The organism is Pseudoalteromonas sp. NZS71_1, from assembly GCF_015864305.1.
GTDB lineage: Bacteria > Pseudomonadota > Gammaproteobacteria > Enterobacterales > Alteromonadaceae > Pseudoalteromonas > Pseudoalteromonas arctica.
On record NZ_JADYXM010000004.1, the window covers coordinates 284,921 to 309,890 of the forward strand.

Below are 24,970 nucleotides of genomic sequence, written 5' to 3' on the forward strand. Positions count from 1 at the left end.
TTAATTAAGATGTTTAAGTTAGGATTGTTCGCCATTAAAAGGTAAATTTAAGCTGTTTTACTGAGAAAGTGTAACTCCTTCATTTTGTGTTACACTTTGTGTATAGCTCGTTTTTCCATTGTATTTAAAAGCAGTATCTGTGAGGAGTCATGATGCAAAAAAGTGTGATGTCACAACTACAAACTGGCCGTTTGTATGGTAAAAAATGGCCAATGCGCAAAGAGCTTGCGCCTTTGTTTTTAGAGTTTAGAGTAATTAGAGCGACTGAGCTTGCCATTACAGTAATGCCAATCTTAGCCATGCTAACATTGTTTTTTCAGCTAAATTACTTGGGTTCTGATTTTTTACCGCAAGCCATTGCAAGTGCATTATTTTTTATATCTTTACCATTACAAGGTTTATTTTGGTTGGGTAAGCGAGCGCAAACGCCTTTAGAGCCTGCGATGCAAAAATGGTATAACGAGCTGTACACTAAAATGGCAGCTAATGGATATCAAACGCAGTTAAGTGAAAACAAGCCCCGTTATATGGAGCTTGCCAATTTACTTAAAGATATGTTTGATAAAATGGACAGGGCGTTTACTAAAGAGCAGTTTTAGAGAGTTACATCATTATCTATTTTGGTAAACTGAGTAATATAAAACGATAAGGTGACAGTGTGTTCACCTTTTTCTTCGAGTGCTGTCCAGTGCTCGGGTCTAAATTTCCATGCAAATGGCGTCATCATTATTAAGTTTTTAATATCAGTAAAGCTAAGCGCTACATGCTCTGTTAAAAGGATCTGCTTTGATTTTTGAAACCCTTTTGGAGTGGCTATTTCAGTATGTTCGTTTACTTCTGAATATATATACGATTTTAGCTCTTTTAAATGACAGGGTCCTGGGCTTGCAACCACTAATGTTGCGTTTTGATTTGCTAGGCGTTCAAGCTCTTGCTCAAATAAAGGTGCAAATACGCTAACAAGTACATCAGCAAATTGGCTTTTAAAGGGGGCTTGGCTGATTGATGCCACACTAAAATGGCAATTAGGGTAGCGCTTTGCTGCATATTTAACCGCTGATTTTGAAATGTCGACACCGTATACAACAGCATTTGTTTTATTCGCGATTGCTTGGGTATAAAACCCTTCACCGCATCCTAAGTCAATAACTGTATTTGCACTTATATTACTAATTATATCGCTAAGATTTCGTTGTAAGAAGCCATAATACCCACGCTCTAAAAATGCACGTCTGGCTTGTACCATTTCAAGTGAATCACCCGGTTGTTTTGAATTTTTTTGTTGCACAGGCAGTAAATTCACATAGCCTTCTTTAGCAAAATCAAAGCTGTGGTTGTTAGCACAACGAAGTGTTGAATCAGTTTTCAAAAGTGCTAGGTTACACAGCGGGCATTGATATTCAAGACTCATGAGCCTAGGTAGTCCTTATCGTAAAAAGTTTTTACCCAATGCGGGCGATAGGTGATCATAATTGTTATAGCCATGCCGTTGAGCATTGCTTCAGGAAACCAAATTATGGCACTTAAATAAACGTAGTTATCTGCAAGTTCTTGCCAATTGTATTGCCCTATAGCTAAGTAAAATAAAGCACCTAGGCTTATTTTTATACAGGCTATAAATCCTGCGGTTATAAACGCACAAACAAATATATAAACAAAAAAATGACGAGGTAAATATTGGTAACTAATTATAAAGCCAAGATAGCTCAATAAAATAGGAATAAACGCACCAATAAGCAGTTGTACTGGTAACAGCTCAAGTTCAATTTGACCAAAGGCAGCGAGTAGGGCTGTGGCAAGTAGGCTACTTAAAATAGTCAACCGCCAGCCTAAAATTAATGTAGCAGCCGTAACACCTAGTATGTGTAAATCAAGGCCAGTTAAAATGCCAGCCTTTATTCGCCAAAGCACTGCAAACACTAACGCACACGCAAGTACGCCAGTTTGACGGACTGGCGTATTAAGCAATGTTTTATATGTTTTTTTATCAAAGCTTAATAGAGCAATAATAATTACAAGAGCCCAAAGTAGCCCCTGCATTGTTAGGCTGAGCATAATAATTACTTAAATGTTGACCATATAGGGGCATGATCTGACGGTTTTTCAATACCGCGAAGTTCGTAATCAATACCTGTATCTATGCAGCGTGCTGCAAGCTCATTGGTTGCAAGCACTACATCTATACGAAGTCCTCGATTATCTACAAACCCTTTAGAGCGATAGTCAAACCATGAGTATTGATCGTCTGTTTCGGGGTTTTGCTCTCTAAAGGTGTCTTTAAAACCCCAATTAAGTAATGTTGCAAGCCATTCACGCTCTACCGGTTGAAAAGAACATTTACCCGTTTTTAACCAACGTTTAGCATTTACTTCGCCAATACCAATATCTAAATCGGTAGGTGATATGTTGATATCACCCATAACGATGACGTCTTGATCGGGTGTGTGATTGGTTTCAAGGTGTGTCATTAAATCTTTATAAAATTGACGTTTATAAGGGAATTTAGTTTCGTGATTAATATTATCACCTTGTGGGAAATAGCCATTCATGACAGTAAGGTCGCGACCGTTTTCTTGTTCAACAGTGACGCTTATCATGCGTTTTTGCGATTCATCTGTATCGGTGGCAAAACCTTTTAAGACCGATTTAGGCTCTTTTTTGCATAACATAGCTACGCCATAATGCGCTTTTTGACCATGAAAGTAGACGTGATATCCCATTTTTTGAACATCTTCTAATGGGAATGCTTCGTCGTGAACTTTAATCTCTTGCAAGCCAATAACGTCTGGTTGATGTTTGTCGATAATTGCTTGTAATTGGTGAAGACGAGCACGCAGACCATTGATATTGAAAGAAATCACTTTCATAAAATTTACCTTAAAATTGGTTCTATTTAATAGATTAAATTGTATCAGTAAATACGCGTACATAACATGACTGAATTGAGATAATAGCTGCGCAAATGTTGATCAAATGATGGGTAAAGTTTAAACATTGTGAATACAATATTAATTATTTAAATAAATAAAAAATTCAATTGAACTTAACTTTATTGAATATATAATGCGCGAAATTCACTTGTTTAGCTCGTTCAAATAGGATCTCTCATGAAAACTCAACTACTTTTAGCCACTGCTTTACTAGCATCTGCAACTGCGTCAGCTCAAAGCAATACTTACTTTAGCCAAGATAACAAAATTGAGTCTAAGTTATGTGTACTAAGTGCAAACGAAGGCTTTAGCGTTGCTCGTAAAGAAGCTGCCCAGCACGGTGTTTACCTATCTCGTTTTTCTAAAAGCATTTTATGTAATGGTGAAGATATTCGTGATATTGCTAAAAAAACGACATTAAGCAACACATCAGTTGAGAAAGTAGAAGTATTTGCAAAAGACGCTCAACAAGAAACTCAATTATGTATGACGGCTTTAAAACAAGGTTTAGCACCTGTTCGTCAAAAAATTGGTAACCTAAACTCATTAAAATGTAATGGTCAAAACGTTACTGAGTTTGTTAAGCGCTACCAAAACGCAGCAATCTAATTATTAGCTTAACTATAATAATAAGTAAATTTGAAATGCCTGGTTTTTACCGGGTATTTTTTTGCAAAAATTACAAGGTTGTTTGCAAAGCTTGCAAGCTTAACTTATTGAAACTGTTTAATAAATATACCGGTCGAGATTAAGTTATTGATTATTATAAGTTAACTATTATTGGCATTGGATTTGTATTAGTTAAAGTGACATTTAATTAATTACGAAGGATACGTCTTATGAAAAAGTTAACATTAGCAGCCACTATTTTAGCATCATTAAGCCTAGCGGCTTGTTCATCTAATCAAGGTCTTGAAAGAATAGACAGTGACTTTGCAAGTTTAGATAATGATAGCGATGGCTACATCTCAAAAGTTGAAGCTGATGACGATAGCATTTGGGGCCATTTTTCAAATATTGATACCAATATGGATAACGAAATTAGCCGCAAAGAATTTAACACTTATATGAAGCTTAATAATGGCAAAGTAGCCACTGATTCTGAAGTAAGTGAGTCGGCATTTAAAGCTGAAATTGCTAAATTCGATAAAATTGAAAGCAGCTTTGCAAGTCTAGATAACGACAGCAATGGCTATATCTCGGTAGTTGAAGGTAACGATGATGATATTTCAAATCATTTTGGTTACATGGATAAAAACCAAGATAAGCGCATCAGTAAAAGCGAGTTTATGGGTTACATTAAAAAATACGGTAACGCAGTGGCTGAAGATGATGCATTAGAAGCTTTTAAAAGTAACTAATAGTTACCATTTTAATAAGTAAGATTAAAGCCAGTGCTAGTCACTGGCTTTTTTGTGTTTTAAATTTAGTTATTTGATAGATATATTTTCCTAGTTTGGTGTTGTTCTGTCATAATAGATGGCTGTGTATTTTTATTTGTTAAGAGTGTGTATGGCGGGTCGGCGAATTAGTGATGAACAACTAGTTGAGATCATTGAAGCAGCTATTTTTGTTGCAGATAAGCCTGTTAGTAAACGCCACCTCAAAGACATCGTATTAATAGATTTAGCTATTTCTATGACGCGAATAAATGACGCAATAGATACAATACAAGAGCATTTTCAAACTCGTGGTATTCGCTTAGTTGAAGTGGGTAGTGGGTATCGGTTTCAGGCATGCAGTAGTTTAAGCCCTTGGTTAAATAACTTGTGGCAAGAACGCGCACCAAAATACTCGCGTGCTTTACTGGAAACATTATCACTTATTGCATACAGGCAGCCCATTACACGCGGCGAAATTGAGCAAGTAAGAGGTGTTACTACGGGTTCGAATATTATTAAAACCTTACTCGAAAGAGAGTGGGTTAAAGTGGTAGGGCATAAAGAGGTTCCGGGAAAGCCGGCTTTATATGCAACTACTAAGCAATTTTTAGATTATTTTTCGTTAACTGGACTTGAAAATTTACCTGCGTTGCCAACAGAGCAGCAAAGTAAAATTAACCAGTTATTGAGCGATCCTTCTGTGAGAGAACCATCCGAATGAGTATTATACAAGGTGAAAAGTTACAAAAAGTCTTAGCCCGTGCAGGCGTAGGCTCACGCCGTGAAATGGAAAAATACATTGACGCAAACCGCGTTAGTGTAAACGGTAAAGTGGCAAAGTTAGGTGACCGTGTTGAAGAAACCGATTTGATTCGTGTTGACGGACACAGTGTAAAAATCGAAGAAAAAGCAGACCGAATCTGTCGTGTGATTATGTATAACAAACCAGAAGGTGAGTTAAGCACACGTAAAGATCCTGAAGGGCGTCGTACTGTATTTGACCGACTTCCTCGTATTGATGGCGATCGCTGGATTGCGGTTGGTCGATTAGACGTTAATACATCGGGTTTAATGCTTTTTACAAACGATGGTGAACTGGCAAACCGTTTAATGCACCCAAGCTATGAAGTAGAGCGTGAATACTCTGCACGTGTATTTGGTGAAGTAACCAACGAGACGGTTAAAAACTTACTACGTGGTGTTGAACTTGAAGATGGTCCAGCCAAATTCACGACTGTAACCCCTATGGGTGGCGAAGGCGTTAACCGTTGGTTTAACGTAACGTTAAATGAAGGGCGTAACCGTGAAGTTCGTCGTTTATGGCAGTCTCAAGATGCGGAAGTATCTCGTCTTATTCGTATTCGTTACGGTAAATTAGAGCTTGATAAGCGCGTGCCACAAGGTGGTTGGATGGAGTATGATTTAGAAACAGTAAACTACTTGCGTAAAACCGTTAAATTAGGCCGCGAAACACAAACTAAGCTTTCTGTTATGCCTGAAAAACGCAAAGATAAACGCGCCAAAATCAACCAAATTCGTAAAGCAGTTAAAAAACACAATCAGCGTGTTAAGCCGACTAAACGTAAATAATCAATTAATTATTTATTGAACACAAAAAAGCCGCTAATTGCGGCTTTTTTAATGTGCTGTTTAAATTATTTAAACTCTAAATTACTTTTTTACTTGAGCATCTAACGATTCGCCATTCACTTCACTAGAATCGTCACTCATTAGATATAAATATGTAGGCATTAAATCCTCTGGTGTAGCAAGTGCGTCTCTATCTTCACCTGGATATGCAGCAGCTCGCATTGAAGTGCGAGTAGCGCCTGGGTTAATACAGTTTACACGAATATTCGTTTTACCTACTTCACATGCCCATGTTTGCATCATACCTTCTACTGCAAATTTTGAGATGGCATAAGGCCCCCAAAATTCACGACCTTTGCGGCCTACACCTGATGACGTAAATACTATCGATGCATTATCAGACTTACGAAGAACAGGAAAAAGTGCTTTAGTGATCATTGCTTGTGCAGTCACGTTTACTTTCATTATGTTTTCGAACGTAGATGAGCAAAAATGTTCAAGCGGACCGAGTGACCCTAAAATACCTGCATTATTAAGCAACCCGTCAAGGCGTCCAAACTGATATTCGATTGTTGCAGCAAGGTCACGGTAGTTTTGCTTCGTTGCGCCTTTTAAATCCATAGGGACTATTGCAGGTTTAGGGTAGCCAGCATTAACAATTTCATCGTAAACACATTCAAGTTTATTAGTTGTTTTTCCTAATAAGATAACTGTAGCGCCGTATTTTGCATACGTAATTGCTGCAACTCGGCCAATACCATCACCGGCGCCTGTTATTAAAATAACTTTATCTTTAAGTGCGTTTTCAGCTGCTTGATATGTGTGCATAAAAGTACCAATTCATATAATTTTTTTGATTTTAACATAGCGAAACGTGAAGTAATCGAATTTATTGTAAAATTAGGTGGCGAAAATAGAAACTTTACGTTAAGTTTAACTGGTCTAATGTCTCATTAATAACCTGATTACATTGTTTTAACTTAATACACTGATTAAACACACTATAAAAATAAAATACGTGCGGAGCCAACAATATGAAAAAAATGCTACTTTCACTCTCGGTTACAGCTGCTTTAGCAGGTTGTGGCGGTGGAGAAACGTTAACAGATGTCAAAAACGACACAGCACCAGTTATCCCAACAGCAACAGTTACATTTGATCCAGCAGCAGGTATCTTATCGGTACCTAATGATTTATTAATGAGTGGAACTCAAGACGGTACACTTAATATTCCTGGTGAATTAGATGACAACAATGTGTCTATTTCGCGCGCAGCTTATGCAAACCCTCAACTTGCACTAGGTGCACTTGATGGTTGGTCTTCGCAGGTTCCTTATAAAATCGATTTAACATTCCCACCAAATGTGAGTTTAGATGAAGCGTCTGCTGGGACCCCTGGTACAGTAAGAATTTTTGAAGTTGTAATGGGTGCAAGTTTAACTGATGCAGAATGTTCAGTTGTAGCTGCCGGTACTGCTTGTAAATTGGTTGGTGAGCTTACTTTTGGTGTTGACTTTGTTACTCAAGCTTCAGGTGATGGCGTTGCAATTATTCCTTTAAAACCATTTACCGCAGGTAGCTCATACATCAATGTATTAACTACTGGTCTTAAAGATTCATTAGGGCGCTCTATTGAGCCTTCTTCTACTTATGGGCTGGTTAAACAAGAAGCGCCATTAATTACAGAAGCTCAACTTGGTTTGCAGGGTGCTGTTAACAGTTACGAAAATGTAGTTGTAAGTTCAGGAGATATCGCAAAAGAAGATATTATTTTTTCTAGTGCGATGACTATTCAATCAGCAGGCCCTGTACTTGGGACAATTAAAAAGTTACTAGCTGCAAGCTTGCAACAGCCTGCGTTACCAACTCCTGCGCTTCAAGTTCCTGAACAGCCTATGGTAAATGTACAACAAGTATTTGCTTCTCAGGGTGTAGAAGTCTCTGCTGCTTTCTCTGGTGTGCAATATCAAAAAGGTAGCATTATGTTACCGATGTATTTAGGTACGCCAACGGGTACTGATATTAGTGATTTAAGTGATACATATTGGCAAGGTATGTGTGATAACGCGGTGGCAATAATTGGTTATAAGGCCGTTGCAGGCGATGCATTTCCGACAGATCCTATTAGTGAAAATGATGGTTTATGTTCTGCATTAAGTGACGGACAATTACGTGACTTAGGACTAGACAGCACACGTCATTTAACAAAATACAACTCAATTCCAAAAGTACAAAGCATGGCAAATGTGCCAGTGCAAGTTACTAAACCTATTTTACCGATAATTAATGGTGTCCGTGCACAGTTACAATTAGATCCTATCGCAATGCCTGAAGGTGGATGGCCTGTTGTGATTATGCAGCACGGTATTACAACACAAAAAGAAAGTATGCTTGCTTTAACTGCGCAGCTTTCTATTCAAGGCTTTGCAACGGTTGCTATTGACCATCCAAGACATGGTGAGCGCGGAATAGATGTTGATGGTGATGGAACAGACGACTTCAATGCAACAACGGGTTCTGTGCTTAGTTACATGAACTTAAGTTCATTACTTGTTGCACGTGATAGCTTACGTCAATCGGCTGCTGATTTATTAGGCCTTCGTTTAGGCTTAAACTTTATTAACGATACAACTATTAATAGTAAAGACGTTACCTACATTGGGCATTCGCTAGGTTCTATTGTTGCTCCAGCATTTATTGCTCAAGCTAATACGCCAATGGCAGAAACGCTTGATCCGCTATTTAATGTAAACACGGTAGCTCTCGCAAGTGGTGGTGGCGGTATAGCAAGCTTCTTACTTGAATCTGCTGCGTTTGGTCCATTTATTCAAGGTTCAGTACTTTCACAAGCGGGTACAACAGAAGCTGATGAATTTACTGCATACTTACAAGGAGATGCAGTTTCTAACTGTGGCTCATTAATACCAGACATGGAAGCTTACTTGACATGTGGCTACAACGAATATATTGCATCACTTACCACTGCGGGTGAAACGACTAAACTTACTAACATTCAAGGTGTATTTACACAGTTTGCTTTTGCGGCGCAAACTGCGCTAGATAGTGGTGATCCAACGAACTACGCAGCCACTGTGAAAGCATTAGGTACTCCTATTTATACTAATGTTGTTGTGGGTGATGGTGTTGATAACAAGCCTGACCAAGTGATACCACCAATGGCAGCTAATAATCCTATTTCTGGCACAATTCCATTAGCTAACTTGATGGGTCTTGAGACAGTAAGTTCTTCGCAAGCATTGAGTGAAACACCAGCAAGCTACTTAGTTAAATTTACTAAAGGGCATCATGGTTCTATATTAACACCAGCTCAAGATGCTGCACAGGCTGCAACTGTTGAAGGCAGTGCGGCCGCTAATGCAGAAATGCAGTTGCAAGTAGCTACTTACTTAGCTGCTCGCGGACGGATGTTATTAGTTTCCAACCCTGAGGTTGTGACTGATTAATAACCAGTAAAATAATTAACCTTTAAAAGCCACTGAAAAGTGGCTTTTTTTTGCTTTAAAGCATGCTAAATTAGCTGAAATTTATAAATGGAGAAACCAGTTGGAATTTTTATACGAATACGGTTTGTTTTTTGCTAAAACAGTTACTTTTGTTATCGCTATAGCAGTTATTTTAATGCTAATAGTTGGCGCTGCAGTTAAGCCAAAGGCCAAAAAAGGTGAAATACAAATTGACGATATATCAGAGCAGCTAGTTGAACTTAAAGAAAGTTTTTTACAAAATACGTTGGGTAAAAAAGAGCTTAAAGCGCATCAAAAACAACTTAAATCAAAGAGTAAAAAAGCAGATAAAGATGAGCCTAAACCTCGTTTATATGTAATTGACTTTGTGGGTAGTATGGACGCTCACGAAGTAGAAAGCTTACGAGAAGAAATAACGGCTATTATCTCTATTGCCGATCCAAGTAAAGACAAAGTACTTATTCGTTTAGAAAGTGGTGGCGGTGTTGTACATGGCTACGGACTTGCTGCATCTCAGTTACAGCGTATTAAAAGTGCGGGTATTCCTCTGAGTGTTGCAATTGATAAAGTGGCAGCAAGTGGCGGTTACATGATGGCGTGTGTCGCGGACGAGATACTTGCAGCGCCTTTTGCAATAGTTGGATCTATTGGTGTGATAGCTCAAATACCTAACTTTAATAAAATATTAAAGAAAAATGATGTTGAATTTGAGCAAATAACAGCAGGTGAATTTAAACGCACACTTACTTTATTTGGTGAAAACACAGATAAGGCCCGTGAAAAATTTCGTGAAGAAATTGAACAAACACATGGTTTATTTAAAACGTTTGTAAGCACTCAACGTCCAAGCTTAGATATAAACTTAGTTGCGACAGGTGAGCATTGGTTTGCAACTCAAGCAATTGATAAAGGCTTGGTAGATGTTATAAAAACAAGTGATGATGCATTGCTAGAGCAGCAACATGAGCGCCAAATTTATAAGATTAAATACAAAGTTAAAAAAGGGTTGAGCGATAAGCTAGCTCTTGGCTTGAGTAGTGGTGTAAATAAAGTGGGAATAAACTTACTTTCTAAGTTTAAGTCGTTAAATCCTTAGATTAGAATCTTTTTCAGGATTCAGTTTAATTATTTTTACTCGAAAAAAAACCTTGATGCAAAACATCAAGGTTTTTTATAACTCAATAACCTTAGATTATGAATCAATAGATTTATGATAATCTTCTAAGTCTTTAGCTGCATTAGGGTCGTTAAAGATGCTCTCATCTAGCTCACCTTCAGACTTGGCAACAACACAGGTAACCATACAATCGCCGGTTACATTAACTGCTGTACGTGTCATATCAAGTAATCTATCTACACCGATAATAATTGCAATCCCTTCTACAGGTAAGCCAACTTGGTTAAGTACCATTGCCAGCATTATTAAACCAACACCAGGTACGCCTGCTGTACCTACAGAGGCAAGTGTTGCTGTTAATATAACCATTAGATAATCAGATATTGTCAAATCGACACTAAACACTTGTGCAATGAACACGGTAGCCACACCTTGCATGATGGCAGTGCCATCCATGTTAATGGTAGCACCCAGTGGGATAGTAAATGAGGCAACCGAGTTATTAGCACCTAACTTTTTAGTAGCAGTTTCAAGTGTAATAGGCATAGTTGCGCTTGAGCTCGAGGTACTAAATGCAAATAAGCATGTGTGCTTCATTTTTGCTAAGAAAATAAGCGGGTTTAAGCCCGTTAATATTTTTAAAAGCAATGTGTAGTTTACAAAAGCATGTAATAACAGTGCAAGCACTACAACGCCAAAGTACTTCGCTAAGCTCACAATTAAGTTAAGCTCAATTGTTGTAAACAGTTTTGCCATTAAAAAGAACACGCCATAAGGGGCAATATTCATTAAAAGCGTAACTAGTTTTAAAATCACAGTGTTTAAATCTTCAAATACGGTAGCAACACGTTTTCCTGCTTTACCACTTAATGCCATTGCTACACCAAATAAAAGTGCAAACACAATAACTTGAAGCATATTGCCTTTGGCCATTGCTTCAAAAGGGTTTGTAGGAAACATATCTATAATTACACGGGCAAGAGTAGGCGCTTCTTTAGCATCATAAGTTGCATTAGATGGCAAGCTGATGCCCTCACCAGGGCTAAATAATAAGGCAAGCGTAATTGCTACTGTTATAGCAATAGCCGTAGTTAATAAATATAAACCAATAGATTTACCACCTAATCGGCCTAGTTTTTTAGGGTCGCTTAAGCTACAGGTACCACAAACAAGCGATACAAAAACAAGAGGCACAACTAACATTTTCAAGCTGGCAATAAATATTTGACCACCCACATGGAAAATACCATCAACAAAAAAGGCTTTAATTGGCAAAGAGAATAACCCAAGTGGTATTAGATAATCGTCTTCACCAGCTAATATAGCCTGAAATATAAAACCTACTGCAACCCCAAGCGCCATACCAATCATGATGCGAGTGGTTAAACTCATTGAACGGATTTTTGACATATTTCCTGATCTACATTTTTATAAATTTGCCATAGACTACCAGCAAGGAAATATTTACTACAGAAAAAGTTAGTATTTATTTAAAAATATTTTGCACAAAAAAGTAATAAAAAACTGTGATTTTAGACTAAGTTATAGGTTAATATTAAGTGTAAATTAATTTTAATTATAATAACAACGCTAGGGAGAGGTTCATGCCTTTAATGCGACTGCTCGGCATTTCATTGCTAAGTTTTTTACTCACAGCCTGTGGTGGCGGTGGGTCACTTGAAAAAGACGGCTCTATAAGTGATGGTGATTCCACTACAGAGGCTGCTACATACTCGGTTTCATTAAAGGGGTATTCTCAAACAGACGCAACAGAGTCAAATTCTGTTACCGCTACCTCCTCTTTAGATTTACGCGCAATTCTTACTCAAGACGGTGTAATTGTTGCGGGTAAGCGCATTACGTTTACATTAGAAGATGAGATTGGTGAACTGTCTCCATCAAGTGCATTAACTCAAAACGATGGTATTGCAACGGTTGAACTTACAGCCGGTGCTCAAGCCGGTGCTGGAGAAGTAACCGCTACCTATACAGTCGATGGCGAATCTTACTCAAGTACCTTTGCTTTTCAATCAAGCGGTGGGCAGGGTGATGATACGGGTGTTAGTGGGTCAACAACTCTAACAGTAAATATTGTCGATGAAAATGGTGCTAAGTATTCAGATACAAACCCGGTTACAACTGACAACTTAGGCACGGTTACAGCGACTTTAAAAAATGATGGAGTTGCACTTAGCGAGCAGCTTGTTACTTTTACTACAAACTTCACAGGTAAAATAACGCCTGACTTAGGTACTGCAATTACAAACTCAGCGGGTGAAGCAAAAGTAACTCTCTCTAGTGGTAGTTTTAAAGGCGCAGGTCAAGTTGTTGCAACTTATAATCCTACGAACTCAACAGAAGTGAGTAATACAGCTGTATTTTATTCATCAGGTGATTCTGCACCAGTTGATTTGGCACAATTCTCTATATCAGTAAAGCTCTTAACAGGCTGTAACGCAGGCTGGGACGATAATCGTTCTAGCGTAAAACTTGACCCTACACAAACAGCATCGGGTTGTACGGTAGCTAATACTATCTCTTCATCAGAACTAGGTGAATTATTTGTTGAAGTCATTGATGAGCAAAATGGTGAAGGTAGTAAAAATTCGCTTGTTAATATTTCAACAAATTTAGGTTCTGTTCTCCCTTCATCTGGGACAGCCCTTACCGATAACTTTGGTATTGCTTTACTAAAGTTGCAACCTGGTAATACTGGTGGCGCAGGTACTGTTACTGTAACGTCTGTAGGTGAAAGTAATTCAACTAATTTTGCTGTAGGTATTGCTGATTTAACCCTAGAGGTTGATAACGGGCTAAATAAAGATTCTTCAGGAAATGTTATTCCTCTAAAAGCAGGTGGTAGTACCGTTATTGAAGTAACACTTTTAGATGAAGATGGTAATTTATACTTAACTCCAACAGATGTTGAATTCAGCTCAACGTGTGTAATTAGCGGCGACTCAGTAATTGATGCATCAGTAAAATCATCAAGTGGTATCGCAACATCAACATACCGAGCTACAGGTTGTAGTATTGACGATGATATTAATATCACGGTTGAGACAGGCGGTAAAAACTTTACTGCTACTACGATTATTCCTGTGGAAACATCAGCGGTACAATCAATACAGTTTGTTGATGTCAGTGAAACATTTATTGCATTACCTCCAGGTGAAGGCGGCGCCCCGACTCAATCGATCGTTAGATTTAAGCTAATAGATGCGGATGGTCTTGCATCTACGCAGCAACGTATTGATTTCAAGTTAACAGATTCAGTGGGCGCAGCTAAACTGTCACTTAGAACAAGTGATACAAATAATGAAGGCTTTGTTCAGACAACGGTTGAATCTGGCATAGTGCCTGGTCCATTAGTGGTAAAAGCGTGTTTTATTTCTAAAGAAGATGTTAATAATTTACCTGAAGGTGATGATTTAACGTGTTGGGTTGATGATGTAGAACTGTGTACATCAGAACCAAGCAATGAAATTTGTCCAGACGGAACACTTACTTTAGTACCATTAAGCGAGCAGATAAGTTCTGTATCGGCTCAATTAACACTGGCTTCGGGCGTAACAGACCAAAACAGTTTTGATGCAAGCCCAAATACGTTCAATACTAACTCACTTAATTATAACGGTGTTTTAAATGATATTACGGTATATTTTGGTGACCAATTTAATAATTATAACGGTGACGGTGTAGAGGCAACTATTTTAGCTGAAGCTGGTGTCATTGGCTCATCTAGCAATGAAGTTACTTGTAAAACTGACGATGCTACTTGTGTTGTAACCTGGCGCTCTCAAGGAGACCGTCCATTTTATGATTACAAATGGGGTAACCGAATTGGCGATATTGACGGGGACGCAACAACTACTGAAGGTATTAATCCAAAAACAGGTATTATAAATTGTGACCCATATTTTGGTATTGCAGCTCCTTGTATAAATGGTATTACACGCGCTAAAAATAATGCTGATGGCGTTGTTATGGGAGGGCGTGTAAGTGTTCTCGCTGTCACTAAAGGACAAGAGAACTTTGTAGATGAGCAAACCACTGATGATGTTAAACGCACCAATGGTTTGTTTGATATTGGTGAATATTATACTAGTTACGATTTACCTGAAGCATTTATAGATCACAATGAAAATGCTGCCTTCGATAAAGCAAACTGTAGTGATGCAGATGCTTCAAATTATGACCCGTCTACGGATGAATGTTCTGAGTTAATTTCACGAGGTGGTCATAATGAAACATGGCGAGACCTAGATAATGACGGTATTTATGACTTTGCTGATGGTAAATATAATGGCTTATTATGTAGCGAAGCTGCTGAAAATGCAGGTGAGTGTTCTCGTGAGCTAATTGAAGTGCGTAAACAAATTGAATTGGTTATGTCTGGAGATAATCCATATGTTCGTTTTTCTGTGTTGAAAACAACGGATATTCTTGATGCACCGTATCCTGTTTATGTACCAGCAGATTGCTCTGTTTCAGTTACAGCAGTACTTGAGCCATCCGATGTATCTGAGCGTTGTGATATATCAGCAGTTGATTTATCAAATGTTTTTGCAGATAACCCTGAATATGATGAAACGGATCCAGATGAAACTGATCCTCAACTATTGGAAGTTGGCTTATCTGGTATTACAGTTCGTATTCACTACACAGATGAGTTTGGTAATCCACTACCAGCGGGTACAACTGTATCTATAGCCTCTACAAATGGCGACTTATCTATTATCGAAAATAACGCTATTATTCCAAGTACGAATACGGATAAACCAATGTATTCAGATGTTCGTATTTCTCGTGAAGCGGATGGTAATGATAAATTTGACGGTGTACTTTCAATAACATTTGAGTTTACTACTCAGGCTGGTGGCACTAAAACAGTCTCCAAAGGAATCGAAATTTACGATAGTAAATAAGGCTTTATTTTAAAAATGCCAACCTTTAGGTTGGCATTTTTGTTTCTGTTCTATATATTCCACATCAATTAATCTAAAAACACTAGTTTGTTTAATTTAACGACAAAAATTGTTCGTTTATTCAGTAAATACTGAAAAGTTTGTATTAAAAGCTTGTAACAACTAGTGTTTGTAGATATACCTATAAATATTCGCGCCGCTTATGTCGGCAAAACACATTTTCAATATTTGGTTAGAAATAGGCAACTATGGGCAAATCGCTAGTAATTGTAGAGTCTCCTGCTAAGGCTAAAACAATTAATAAATATTTAGGTAATGACTTCATCGTAAAGTCCAGTATTGGGCATGTACGAGATTTACCTACTTCAGGTTCGAGCAAAGCTAAAGTGCCGGCAACTAAAACGCCAGCAGAAGTTCGTAAAATGGAACCTGAAGAGAAAGCAGCGTATAAAAAGCAACGAGATTATACAAACTTAGTCGCGCGTATGGGTATAGACCCAAATCAAGGCTGGGATCCGCATTACGAAATACTGCCTGGTAAAGAAAAAGTTGTTCAAGAATTACAAAAGCTGGCAGAAAATGCAGACCAAATATATCTCGCAACGGATTTGGATAGAGAAGGGGAAGCAATTGCTTGGCACCTTCAAGAAATCATTGGTGGTGATCCTGCTAAATATAAGCGCGTAGTTTTTAACGAAATTACTAAAAACGCAATACAGCAAGCGTTTGAAACACCTGGCGAGCTCAATACTGATATGGTTTACGCTCAGCAAACACGTCGCTTTTTAGACCGTGTTGTTGGCTTTATGGTATCACCTTTATTGTGGGCTAAAGTGGCCCGTGGACTTTCTGCAGGACGAGTTCAGTCTGTTGCGGTACGTTTATTAGTAGAGCGTGAGCGTGAAATTAAGGCGTTTATCCCTGAAGAATTTTGGGATATTCACGCTGACGTTAAAAATACTGAGTCTGAGTTACGTTTAGAAGTAGCCAAACAAGCAGGAAAGCCTTTTAAGCCTGTAAATGAAGCTCAGGCTAGCGCAGCGGTTAAAAGCCTTGAGAATGCAGAATACAAAGTAATTAGCGTTGAAGAAAAACCAAGTAAAAGTCGCCCAAGTGCGCCATTAATTACTTCAACCATGCAGCAAGCAGCAAGCACACGTTTAGGTTATGGCGTTAAAAAGACCATGATGCTTGCTCAGCGTTTGTATGAAGGCGGGTATATTACGTATATGCGTACTGATTCAACTAATCTTTCGAAAGATGCCGTTGAAATGTGTCGTGAGTATGTAACAAACGAGTTTGGTGCTAAATACTTACCAAAAGATCCAATTAGCTACAGCTCTAAAGGCAATGCACAAGAAGCGCATGAGGCAATACGTCCTTCAAGCGTTACCGTGTTATCTGGTCATGTTGAAGGTGTAGACGCCGATGCTAAAAAGCTGTACGAGCTAATTTGGCGTCAATTTGTAGCGTGCCAAATGGTACCTGCTGAATACGATTTAACAACACTAACTGTTGCAGCTAACGACTTCCAGCTTAAAGCGAAAGGCCGTGTGCTCCGCTTTGATGGTTGGACAAAAGTACAACCTGCAATACGTAAGAAAAACGAAGAAGATCAATCACTACCGGCTGTTAAAGAAGGTGAAGTCCTTACTTTAATCGAACTTGATCCTAAGCAACATTTTACTAAACCGCCAGCGCGCTTTAGTGAAGCAAGTTTAGTAAAAGAGCTTGAAAAACGCGGTATTGGTCGTCCATCTACTTATGCGTCAATTATATCAACGATTCAAGATCGTGGTTATGTACGTGTAGAAAACCGCCGTTTCTTTGCTGAAAAAATGGGTGAAATAGTTACCGATCGCTTGGTTGAAAACTTCACTGATTTAATGAACTTTGATTTTACAGCTAAAATGGAAGGCCGTTTAGATGATATCGCTGAAGGCGAGCGTGTATGGACTCAAGTTCTAGATAAGTTTTATGCTGATTTTTCAACGCAATTAACTGTTGCTAAAGACGAGCCAGAGAACGGTGGTATGCGTCTTAACGAGATGGTTGAAACTGATATTGAATGTCCTACGTGTAGCCGAAAGATGGGTATACGAACGGCATCAACTGGTGTTTTCTTAGGGTGTACAGGTTACAGCCTTCCGCCAAAAGAGCGTTGTACTACAACAATGAACTTGGTGTCGGGTGATGAAGCAGTTGCAGCTGATGTAGAAGATGTAGAAACTGAAAAGTTAATGCAGATGAAGCGTTGTCCTATTTGTGAAACTGCAATGGATTCATATCTAATCGACGAAACCCGTAAATTACATGTGTGTGGTAATAACCCGGCATGTAAAGGGCATATTGTTGAAGAAGGTACCTTTAAAATTAAAGGCTATGACGGACCAATTATCGAATGTGATAAATGTGGCTCTGACATGGAACTTAAATCGGGTCGTTTTGGTAAGTATTTTGGCTGTAATAATGACGAGTGTAAAAACACACGTAAACTACTTAAAAGTGGCGAAGCTGCTCCACCAAAAGAAGATCCTGTTCACATTACTGAGTTAGAGTGTGAAAAGTCAGATGCGTATTTCGTATTACGTGATGGCGCCGCTGGTATATTCTTAGCTGCAAATACTTTTCCTAAGTCTCGTGAAACACGTGCACCTAAGGTAGAAGAGTTAAAACGCTTTAGAGACCGTATCTCGCCTAAGTTTTATTACTTAGCAGATGCACCTGCTAAAGATCCTGATGGTAATCTTGCTGTTGTACGCTACAGCCGTAAAAATAAAGCTCAGTATGTTATGACTGAAGTTGACGGTAAAGCTACTGGCTGGACTGCTCATTATGAAGCAGGTAAATGGACAGAAGAAGCGAAGAAAAAGGCAGCACCTAAAAAGAAAGCTGCTGCAAAAAAGGTACCAGCTAAAGCAAAGCCTAAAGCGAAAGCTAAAAAAGAAGATGAATAAGCACGTTATCGCTTATTCATAACTTTTTATAGGTTTTAAAAAACCATAAAAAAACCGGAATGCACAGCTTGTGTCTATTCCGGTTTTTTTGTGCCTAGTTAAATGTTTTCGCAACGGCTTTATTAGCAGTACATTCAACTAAGCGTATTGGAGATACCAGTTTTATTAAAAAATGGTCATTATATTGCACTAAATAACCCACTCACTGCGTTAAAAAACATTCATATAAAACAACTATATGTCATGCTATTGAGCTATTTTCTTAGCGCTAAAATAGATCACTAATTTAATGCAATTGGTATGATTAAATCTTAACAGAAGATACTTTTTTATAGCCTTCAGATTCAAGCTCATCATTTACGCATTTTAATACGTAGGCATTTAGCTCTTCATTGCTTACGTCATCATCTTTAGCCCAGTTAACACACATTTCTGTGTATTCTTTTACCATTTCGGCTGAAGCTGTTGGCGCATCGTCTGCTACCGCGTAAGTCGCAGATACTGCAAATAGTGGAGCTACGATTAATGCTAGCAATGCTTTTTTCATTCGTTTATTCCTAAAAAAATGGTGTGATGACTGATTTACCCAGTTTAAGATTAGGTTTAAACCAGTAGTGCCCAATCCAGAACAACTCTGTTGGTATACTGATTTTTAAACGAAAACGAAATAAAAGATAACGAAATTTTTTTATCGTGAAGATGAGTAATTTACTTGTCAGGATTTCGCAGCATTGTGTTGCAGTGGTTTATAAGCTAAGGTCGCTTTTTTTAATTAAAAGACAAATCAATGTCATCACACACCCCTAATAAAAAACCACGCCAAGCTAATAAAGTAGAGCATGCATTAGAATCTTTTATTTTTAAAGGGCGTTGGCTACTAGCCCCATTTTTTGTGGGTTTACTATTTGCAGTTGTACTGTTGTTAATAAAGTTTTTTAAGCAGCTTTATTTAATGGGTATTGCGACATTTACAGCAACAAATCAAGAGTTACTTGTCGGTATTCTAACTTTAGTTGATACGGCATTATTAGCGGGGTTATTGCTGATCATTACATTTAGCGGTTACGAGAACTTTGTTTCTAAGCTTAATATTGATAATCATGAAGACAGACCATCTTGGATGGGAAAAGTTGGTTTTTCAGGTCTAAAGATGAAATTAATAAGTGCGATAGTCGCTATTTCTGCTGTTGAGTTATTAAAAGTATTTATAAACTCAGGCGCATATCCAAGTGATGAGCTACTTTGGAAAGTGACTATTCATGTTACGTTTGTAATGTCAGGCGTTTTATTTGCTTTAACTGACTACTTAAACAGTAAAACCCAAAGTCATTAGAAAAATTAAACGCATAAAAGAGCCCAAGTAATTTACTTGGGCTTTTTATGTTTAGAGCTTAGCTGTAATATTAAGTGTAATTATTGATGTCATTAACACTTTGCATAAAAGCAAGCGAAAGGCTCAAGTGTTAGTGTGTCTTGGCTTAATTTTGCGCTGTGGTGGCTAAGCTCATTGTATTCTTTAACGATTGATGTTGGCATATCAGTACTTGTTTGTTGAGAGCTTAGATTAAACATGCACAGCATTTTTTGCGGTCCAAGCGTTCTATAAAAAGCAAGCACAGGCTCAGGCGTTTCAATAAACTCAATATCACCCTCTAGTAAAACAGTTTGGCTTTTGCGCCACGCCATAAACTCACGATAGGCGTTTAAAATTGAGTTGCTATCATTAGTTTGCACAGCGACTGATTGCTGTTTGTGTGCATCATCAACAGGTAGCCAAGGTTTTACATCACTAAAACCCGCATGAGGTGAATCAACTTGCTCCCAAGGCATTGGCGTTCTACAGCCATCACGCCCTTTAAAGTTAGGCCAAAATGTAATGCCGTATGGGTCTTGTAAGTCTTCAAAGGCAACAGATGCTTCACCTAAACCAAGCTCTTCACCTTGGTACATACATACACTGCCACGAAGGGAAGCAAGTAGGGCGGTTAGCATTTTACATTGCTGAGGGTTTATTTCGCCATTTTCGCTCCAGCGACTTGCTACGCGCTCTACATCATGGTTGCTAAATGCCCAACACGGCCAACCCTCAGTCATACGTTGTTCAAGAGTTTGAACCGTAGTTCTAATATATTCACTTGAATAATCATTTGTTAAGAGCTCAAAGCTATATCCCATGTGCAGCTTATCGCCACCTTGGGTGTACTGCGCCATTGTCGCCAATGAATCTTCTGATGAGATTTCGCCAAGCGATACAGTACCTGGGTATTTATTAAGTAATGTGCGAATGTCTTGCATAAACTCAATATTTTCTGGCTGAGTGTTGTTGTAGTAATGATACTGAAATGCGTATGGGTTATCTTCACTAAAACCACGACCCTGGCGCTTATCTTTTGGTTTAGCTGGGTTATCGCGAAGTTGTGCATCGTGATAACAAAAGTTAATAGCATCTAATCTAAAGCCATCAACGCCTTTTTTAAGCCAAAACTCTACGTTATCAAGTACAGCTTGTCTTACGTCAGGATTATGAAAGTTTAAATCGGGTTGTTCGGTTAAAAAGTTATGCAAATAATATTGCCCACGGCGAGGTTCCCACTGCCACGCGCCACCACCAAAAATAGACAGCCAATTATTAGGTGCTGTGCCGTCATCTTTAGCTTCAGCCCAAACATACCAATCCGCTTTATCGTTATTTTGATTTTCGCGGCTATCTGTAAACCATTGGTGTTGATCTGATGTATGGCTTAGTACTTGGTCAATTATAATTTTAATATTGCGATTATGGGCTTGGCTAATAAGTTCATCAAAATCGTTTAAATCACCAAAAAGCGGGTCAATGTCACGGTAGTCACTAATATCGTAGCCAAAGTCTTTCATCGGCGATTTGAAAAAAGGTGAAATCCAAATTGCATCAACGCCTAAGCTTTTAATGTAATCAATACGATTAATAATCCCTTTTAAGTCACCAATACCATCGTTGTTGCTATCTTGAAAGCTACGCGGATAAACTTGATAAATAACCGCACCTTTATACCACTGCTTTTGGGTCATGCTTTTCTCCGTCATTCCACACAGTATTTAGACTATTCTTTATTGTGATTACGATTAATCACGTTATTTTCAAAAAGCATACGTGAAGCCTTTAATTCTGTAAAAAGTCTGCATACGTATGCACTAAAAATAATGCAATAAAATTATTTAAAATAAGCGCTTAGCGCATCTTTAGCGGTGTTCGTTTTGTGTGTTTAATGTTTACCAATTATGTTATTCATTCATTTTTTAGTTAAATTTAACCTAACAGTTTGTACTATAAAGGAAATATACCCTTGGTTTTACTAGGAATGGTCTGACCAATTTAACACTTAGTAAATGTGCAATTATTTAAAAGTTATATAACAGCGCTAATTAATTTCATCTTGTTTACATTCAAGTAGGAAGGCTATTAGTTTTCTACAAAATAGATTTAATCTGTCATGCTCTTTCAGTGTTTTTTGTTTTGCTTATTTTTAATAAAATCATGTGGTTAAAATTATATATGTGTAATATATGTTAATTTTAGGCTACATTGAAATTGTTGAATACGTATGCATAAAGTTGTTAATAAAATAAATCTGGCGTTAATATTCATCCTGACAACAAAATTAGCTCGCCTTGTTTAACTATCACTTAAACATTGAACGCGGGTATCACAATATGGGTAACGGGAAAACATTATGTCTATGTTCAAACCAAGTATATTAACTTTGGCATTAACAGCTGCAGGCTTATCAAGCTTTGCTACACAGGCTGCTCAAGAAGATACAATAAAAAAAGATGATGTAGAAGTTATCGAAGTTAAAGGCTTTCGTGGCAGTGTTGTAGAATCAATCAACACAAAACGCTTCTCTACACAGGTTGTAGAATCTATATCGGCTGAAGACATTGGCAAATTGCCAGATTCTTCAATTGCTGAATCGATTGCGCGTTTACCCGGTTTAACCGCCCAGCGCTTAGATGGTCGAGCAAGTCGTGTCTCTATTCGTGGTTTTGGCGAGAATGAAAGTGGCACAACGTTTAACGGTCGTGAGCAGGTATCGATTGGTGATAACCGTGGTGTAGAGTTTGACCTTTATCCATCAGAAATAATGAGCGGTGTAACTGTTTATAAAACGCCAAATGCAAGTATTGATGCTGAAGGTATTGCCGGTGTTATTAATATGCAAACCGTGCGCCCTTTAAGTAAAGGCGAGCGTGTTGTGCAAGTAAATGGGCAGTATGAGCAAACCAGCTTTGGTAAATTAAATCCAGACGGTAATGATGACGGTTACCGAGGCACTATTTCATACATTGACCAGTTTGCTGACGATACAATTGGTGTTGCCTTTGCTTTAAATACAATGAGTTCACCAAATCAAGAAAAACGTTGGAACTCGTGGGGCTACCCAGAATTCACCGAAAATGGTAACGATTATTCAATTTTAGGTGGCGCTAAACCATTTGTACGTTCATCTACACTTGAGCGCGATTCTGCAATGCTTGTACTTGAAGCCGCACCTACAGATAAATTAAACATGACGTTTGATGCGTTATATGTAGATTTTACAGATGAAAAAATTCTACGCGGTATTGAAGTTCCGTTTGCATGGGGACAAGGTAGTATTGATGCAAATAGTGTTGTAGTTGATGAAGCATCTGGCTTTATAACTAGTGCAGTAACACAAGGCCAACGTGTAGTAGTTCGAAACGATTATGAAGAACGCGAAGCGGAACTTACAGCTTTTGGTTTTAATACTAAATATGATATTGACGATTCGTGGTCAGTAGAGTTTGACGCAAGCTACTCACAAGTAGACCGTAAAATCTGGAGTGTTGAGAGCTACTCAGGTACAGGGCGTGGTGATGCTCGCGGTGTTGCAGATAACTTAGGTTATACATTTAATGGTGGAAACACCGGCGCAAGCTTTACTCATGACTTAGATTATAGCGATTATGGTTTAATACAGTTAGGTGGCCCGCTATCGTGGGGTGCAAGCTCTGCACTTAACGATAAATATGGTTTAACTGGTACTGAGTATGAAAACCAAGCGCAAGATGGTTTTATTAATGCACCGACCATTGAAGATGAGCTGTCAACATTAAAAATAGCGGCTTCAAAGGTATTAGAAAACGAGTACATAAGCTCTATTGAATTTGGTATGTTTTACAAAGAACGTGAGAAAACAAAAGATTCAGAAGGTTACTTTATGACGTTATCTAGCTTTTCGCTTGATAGCCCAGGCATGCTTAATGTGCCAGAACAGTACCGTAACGGAAGTGTTGATTTAGGCTTTATAGGCATGGGCGATATGATTGCTTATGACGTAAATGGCTTAGTTAACGACGGTTATTACGACTTACTGGCAGAGAGCTTAACAAATACAAGTCATGCGACTAAATCGTGGACTGTAAAAGAAGAAATTACTTCTGCATTTGTTCAAGCAAATATTAATGCTGAAGTAAGCGGCCTTGCATTAACGGGTAACGTGGGCGTGCGTTATGTACAAACTGATCAATCATCACAAGGTAATGCATTTAGTACTGTTGATGGTGTGGTTGTTACATCACCGACAAACATAAGTCATGATTACTCGCACGTATTACCTAGCTTAAACCTGTCACTTGCGATTGATGAGCAACAAACGATACGTTTTGGTGCTGCTAAAACAATTTCTCGTGCACGCTTAGATGAAATGAATTCATCAGTTAATGCTTCATATAATCAAACACCTGATGAAAATGGCAACTATTGGTCTGTATCGGGTGGTAACCCAAATTTAGAACCTAAAGAAGCAACCGGCTACGATTTTACTTACGAGAATTACTTTAGCGATGAAGGTTACTTCTCTGCTGCGTTTTTCTATAAAGATTTAACTCAGTGGATTTTTGACGGCACGTATGCAATTGATATGTCAGGCGTAGCTGACCCTTCAACAGGTGAAGTTCCTGCAACAGCATCAGGTACAGGCAGCGGTAAAATAAATGGCGGCGGTGGCGATTTATATGGTTACGAGCTTTCACTAGCGTTACCATTTAAAATATTCCATCCATCTCTTGAAGGTTTTGGTTTAATTGCCAGCCATACAGGAATAGAGTCTGATATAGAGGATCAAAACGGTAACGATTACGAGCTACCAGGTCTTTCGGATAAAATTCAAAGCTTAACAGTTTACTACGAAATGCATGGTATGCAATTACGTACCAGTATGCGCAAACGCAGTGCCTTTAAAGGTGATGTATATGGTTTAGGTTTTAACACTGAACAAGTTGATATTTTAGGTGAAACTATTTGGGATGTTCAAGCAGGTTATGACTTCTCTGAGGCCGGTATTGAAAGCCTTGAAGGTTTATCTGTTCAGTTTCAAGTACAAAACTTAACTGAAGAACCGTTTACGTCACTTTCTGGCGATAATGCTCTACAAGTACGTGACTACCAAGATTACGGTCGTACTTACTTGTTAGGCTTTAGTTACAAGCTATAATAAAAGTTGTGTGTAGAAGCCCTTGTGATTTGTTTTACAAGGGCTTTTTTATAGCTAGTTTATCAAACACTGATTAATACCAATTCG

General features: G+C 38.3%; 18 protein-coding genes. 11 read left to right on the top strand and 7 right to left on the bottom strand.

All coding sequences use genetic code 11. The features are described 5' to 3' along the window. Positions 1 to 152 precede the first annotated feature (152 nt). The gene (gene yfbV / locus I6F43_RS08935; protein WP_007582569.1) at positions 153 to 599 is read left to right on the top strand and encodes a terminus macrodomain insulation protein YfbV; all 447 of its coding nucleotides are present in this window, start codon (positions 153 to 155) and stop codon (positions 597 to 599) included. On the opposite strand, the gene I6F43_RS08940 is transcribed toward yfbV, so the two are convergent. From I6F43_RS08940 to xthA, 3 genes are read right to left on the bottom strand one after another with little or no spacing between them, the layout of a single operon-like run. Continuing rightward, the gene (locus I6F43_RS08940) at positions 596 to 1,411 is read right to left on the bottom strand and encodes a putative RNA methyltransferase (protein ID WP_197101946.1); all 816 of its coding nucleotides are present in this window, start codon (positions 1,409 to 1,411) and stop codon (positions 596 to 598) included. The two genes, yfbV and I6F43_RS08940, sit on opposite strands and share 4 nt — an antisense overlap. Continuing rightward, positions 1,408 to 2,055, bottom strand: a complete 648-nt coding sequence (locus tag I6F43_RS08945) for an energy-coupling factor ABC transporter permease (protein WP_165727396.1) — start codon at positions 2,053 to 2,055, stop codon at positions 1,408 to 1,410. The genes I6F43_RS08940 and I6F43_RS08945 overlap by 4 nt, the downstream gene beginning before the upstream one ends. Before the next feature lie 5 nt (positions 2,056 to 2,060). Continuing rightward, the gene (xthA, locus tag I6F43_RS08950; protein WP_165727397.1) at positions 2,061 to 2,867 is read right to left on the bottom strand and encodes an exodeoxyribonuclease III; all 807 of its coding nucleotides are present in this window, start codon (positions 2,865 to 2,867) and stop codon (positions 2,061 to 2,063) included. Positions 2,868 to 3,107: 240 nt separating this feature from the next. Here xthA and I6F43_RS08955 point away from each other — a divergent pair, with 240 nt between their 5' ends. The 4 genes from I6F43_RS08955 (at position 3,108) to rluB (ending at position 5,902) form a co-directional block, all read left to right on the top strand. After that, positions 3,108 to 3,539 carry an exonuclease III gene (locus I6F43_RS08955; protein ID WP_197101948.1) on the top strand — a complete coding sequence of 144 codons (432 nt, stop codon included), beginning with the start codon at positions 3,108 to 3,110 and terminating at the stop codon, positions 3,537 to 3,539. A 230-nt stretch (positions 3,540 to 3,769) separates the two neighbouring features. Then, a complete protein-coding gene (locus tag I6F43_RS08960; RefSeq protein ID WP_165721507.1) occupies positions 3,770 to 4,291 on the top strand; it encodes an EF-hand domain-containing protein in 522 nt (173 codons plus the stop codon). A gap of 151 nt (positions 4,292 to 4,442) precedes the next feature. Continuing rightward, the gene (gene scpB, locus I6F43_RS08965) at positions 4,443 to 5,033 is read left to right on the top strand and encodes an SMC-Scp complex subunit ScpB (RefSeq protein ID WP_024592539.1); all 591 of its coding nucleotides are present in this window, start codon (positions 4,443 to 4,445) and stop codon (positions 5,031 to 5,033) included. Next, entirely contained in the window at positions 5,030 to 5,902 is an 873-nt protein-coding gene (gene rluB / locus I6F43_RS08970) for a 23S rRNA pseudouridine(2605) synthase RluB (protein ID WP_007582584.1), read from the top strand. Before scpB ends, rluB begins: the two co-directional genes overlap by 4 nt. An 81-nt stretch (positions 5,903 to 5,983) precedes the next feature. Here rluB and I6F43_RS08975 read toward each other — a convergent pair whose 3' ends face one another. Next, positions 5,984 to 6,730 (bottom strand): YciK family oxidoreductase, encoded by a 747-nt coding sequence (locus I6F43_RS08975; RefSeq protein WP_007375386.1) that lies wholly within the window; start codon positions 6,728 to 6,730, stop codon positions 5,984 to 5,986. A 206-nt stretch (positions 6,731 to 6,936) separates the two neighbouring features. Between I6F43_RS08975 and I6F43_RS08980 the strand changes: the two genes are divergently transcribed. Together I6F43_RS08980 and sohB are read left to right on the top strand one after the other, a co-directional pair. Beyond that, the gene (locus I6F43_RS08980) at positions 6,937 to 9,366 is read left to right on the top strand and encodes a VolA/Pla-1 family phospholipase (protein WP_197101950.1); all 2,430 of its coding nucleotides are present in this window, start codon (positions 6,937 to 6,939) and stop codon (positions 9,364 to 9,366) included. Positions 9,367 to 9,466: 100 nt separating this feature from the next. After that, positions 9,467 to 10,483, top strand: a complete 1,017-nt coding sequence (gene sohB, locus I6F43_RS08985; protein WP_197101952.1) for a protease SohB — start codon at positions 9,467 to 9,469, stop codon at positions 10,481 to 10,483. Positions 10,484 to 10,579: 96 nt separating this feature from the next. On the opposite strand, the gene I6F43_RS08990 is transcribed toward sohB, so the two are convergent. After that, positions 10,580 to 11,914: a dicarboxylate/amino acid:cation symporter gene (locus I6F43_RS08990; RefSeq protein ID WP_024590095.1), complete on the bottom strand. Its 1,335-nt coding sequence runs from the start codon at positions 11,912 to 11,914 to the stop codon at positions 10,580 to 10,582. 194 nt (positions 11,915 to 12,108) lie between these two features. Between I6F43_RS08990 and I6F43_RS08995 the strand changes: the two genes are divergently transcribed. After that, on the top strand, positions 12,109 to 15,432 hold the full coding sequence (locus tag I6F43_RS08995) for a hypothetical protein (protein ID WP_197101954.1): 3,324 nt from the start codon (positions 12,109 to 12,111) through the stop codon (positions 15,430 to 15,432). A 248-nt stretch (positions 15,433 to 15,680) separates the two neighbouring features. Next, positions 15,681 to 18,389, top strand: coding sequence for a type I DNA topoisomerase (gene topA / locus I6F43_RS09000; protein ID WP_197101956.1), 2,709 nt, complete (start codon positions 15,681 to 15,683; stop codon positions 18,387 to 18,389). Positions 18,390 to 18,693: 304 nt separating this feature from the next. Here the strand turns inward: topA and I6F43_RS09005 are convergent, their stop codons facing one another. Beyond that, complete coding sequence (locus I6F43_RS09005) at positions 18,694 to 18,936, bottom strand: hypothetical protein (protein ID WP_007582596.1); 243 nt, start codon at positions 18,934 to 18,936, stop codon at positions 18,694 to 18,696. Between the two features lie 240 nt (positions 18,937 to 19,176). Between I6F43_RS09005 and I6F43_RS09010 the strand changes: the two genes are divergently transcribed. Further along, positions 19,177 to 19,722 (top strand): TIGR00645 family protein, encoded by a 546-nt coding sequence (locus I6F43_RS09010; RefSeq protein WP_007582598.1) that lies wholly within the window; start codon positions 19,177 to 19,179, stop codon positions 19,720 to 19,722. Positions 19,723 to 19,814: 92 nt separating this feature from the next. On the opposite strand, the gene I6F43_RS09015 is transcribed toward I6F43_RS09010, so the two are convergent. Beyond that, entirely contained in the window at positions 19,815 to 21,437 is a 1,623-nt protein-coding gene (locus tag I6F43_RS09015; RefSeq protein ID WP_197101958.1) for an alpha-glucosidase family protein, read from the bottom strand. A gap of 662 nt (positions 21,438 to 22,099) precedes the next feature. On the opposite strand from I6F43_RS09015, the gene I6F43_RS09020 reads away from it, so the two are divergent. After that, complete coding sequence (locus I6F43_RS09020) at positions 22,100 to 24,883, top strand: TonB-dependent receptor (protein ID WP_197101960.1); 2,784 nt, start codon at positions 22,100 to 22,102, stop codon at positions 24,881 to 24,883. Positions 24,884 to 24,970: the final 87 nt, after the last annotated feature.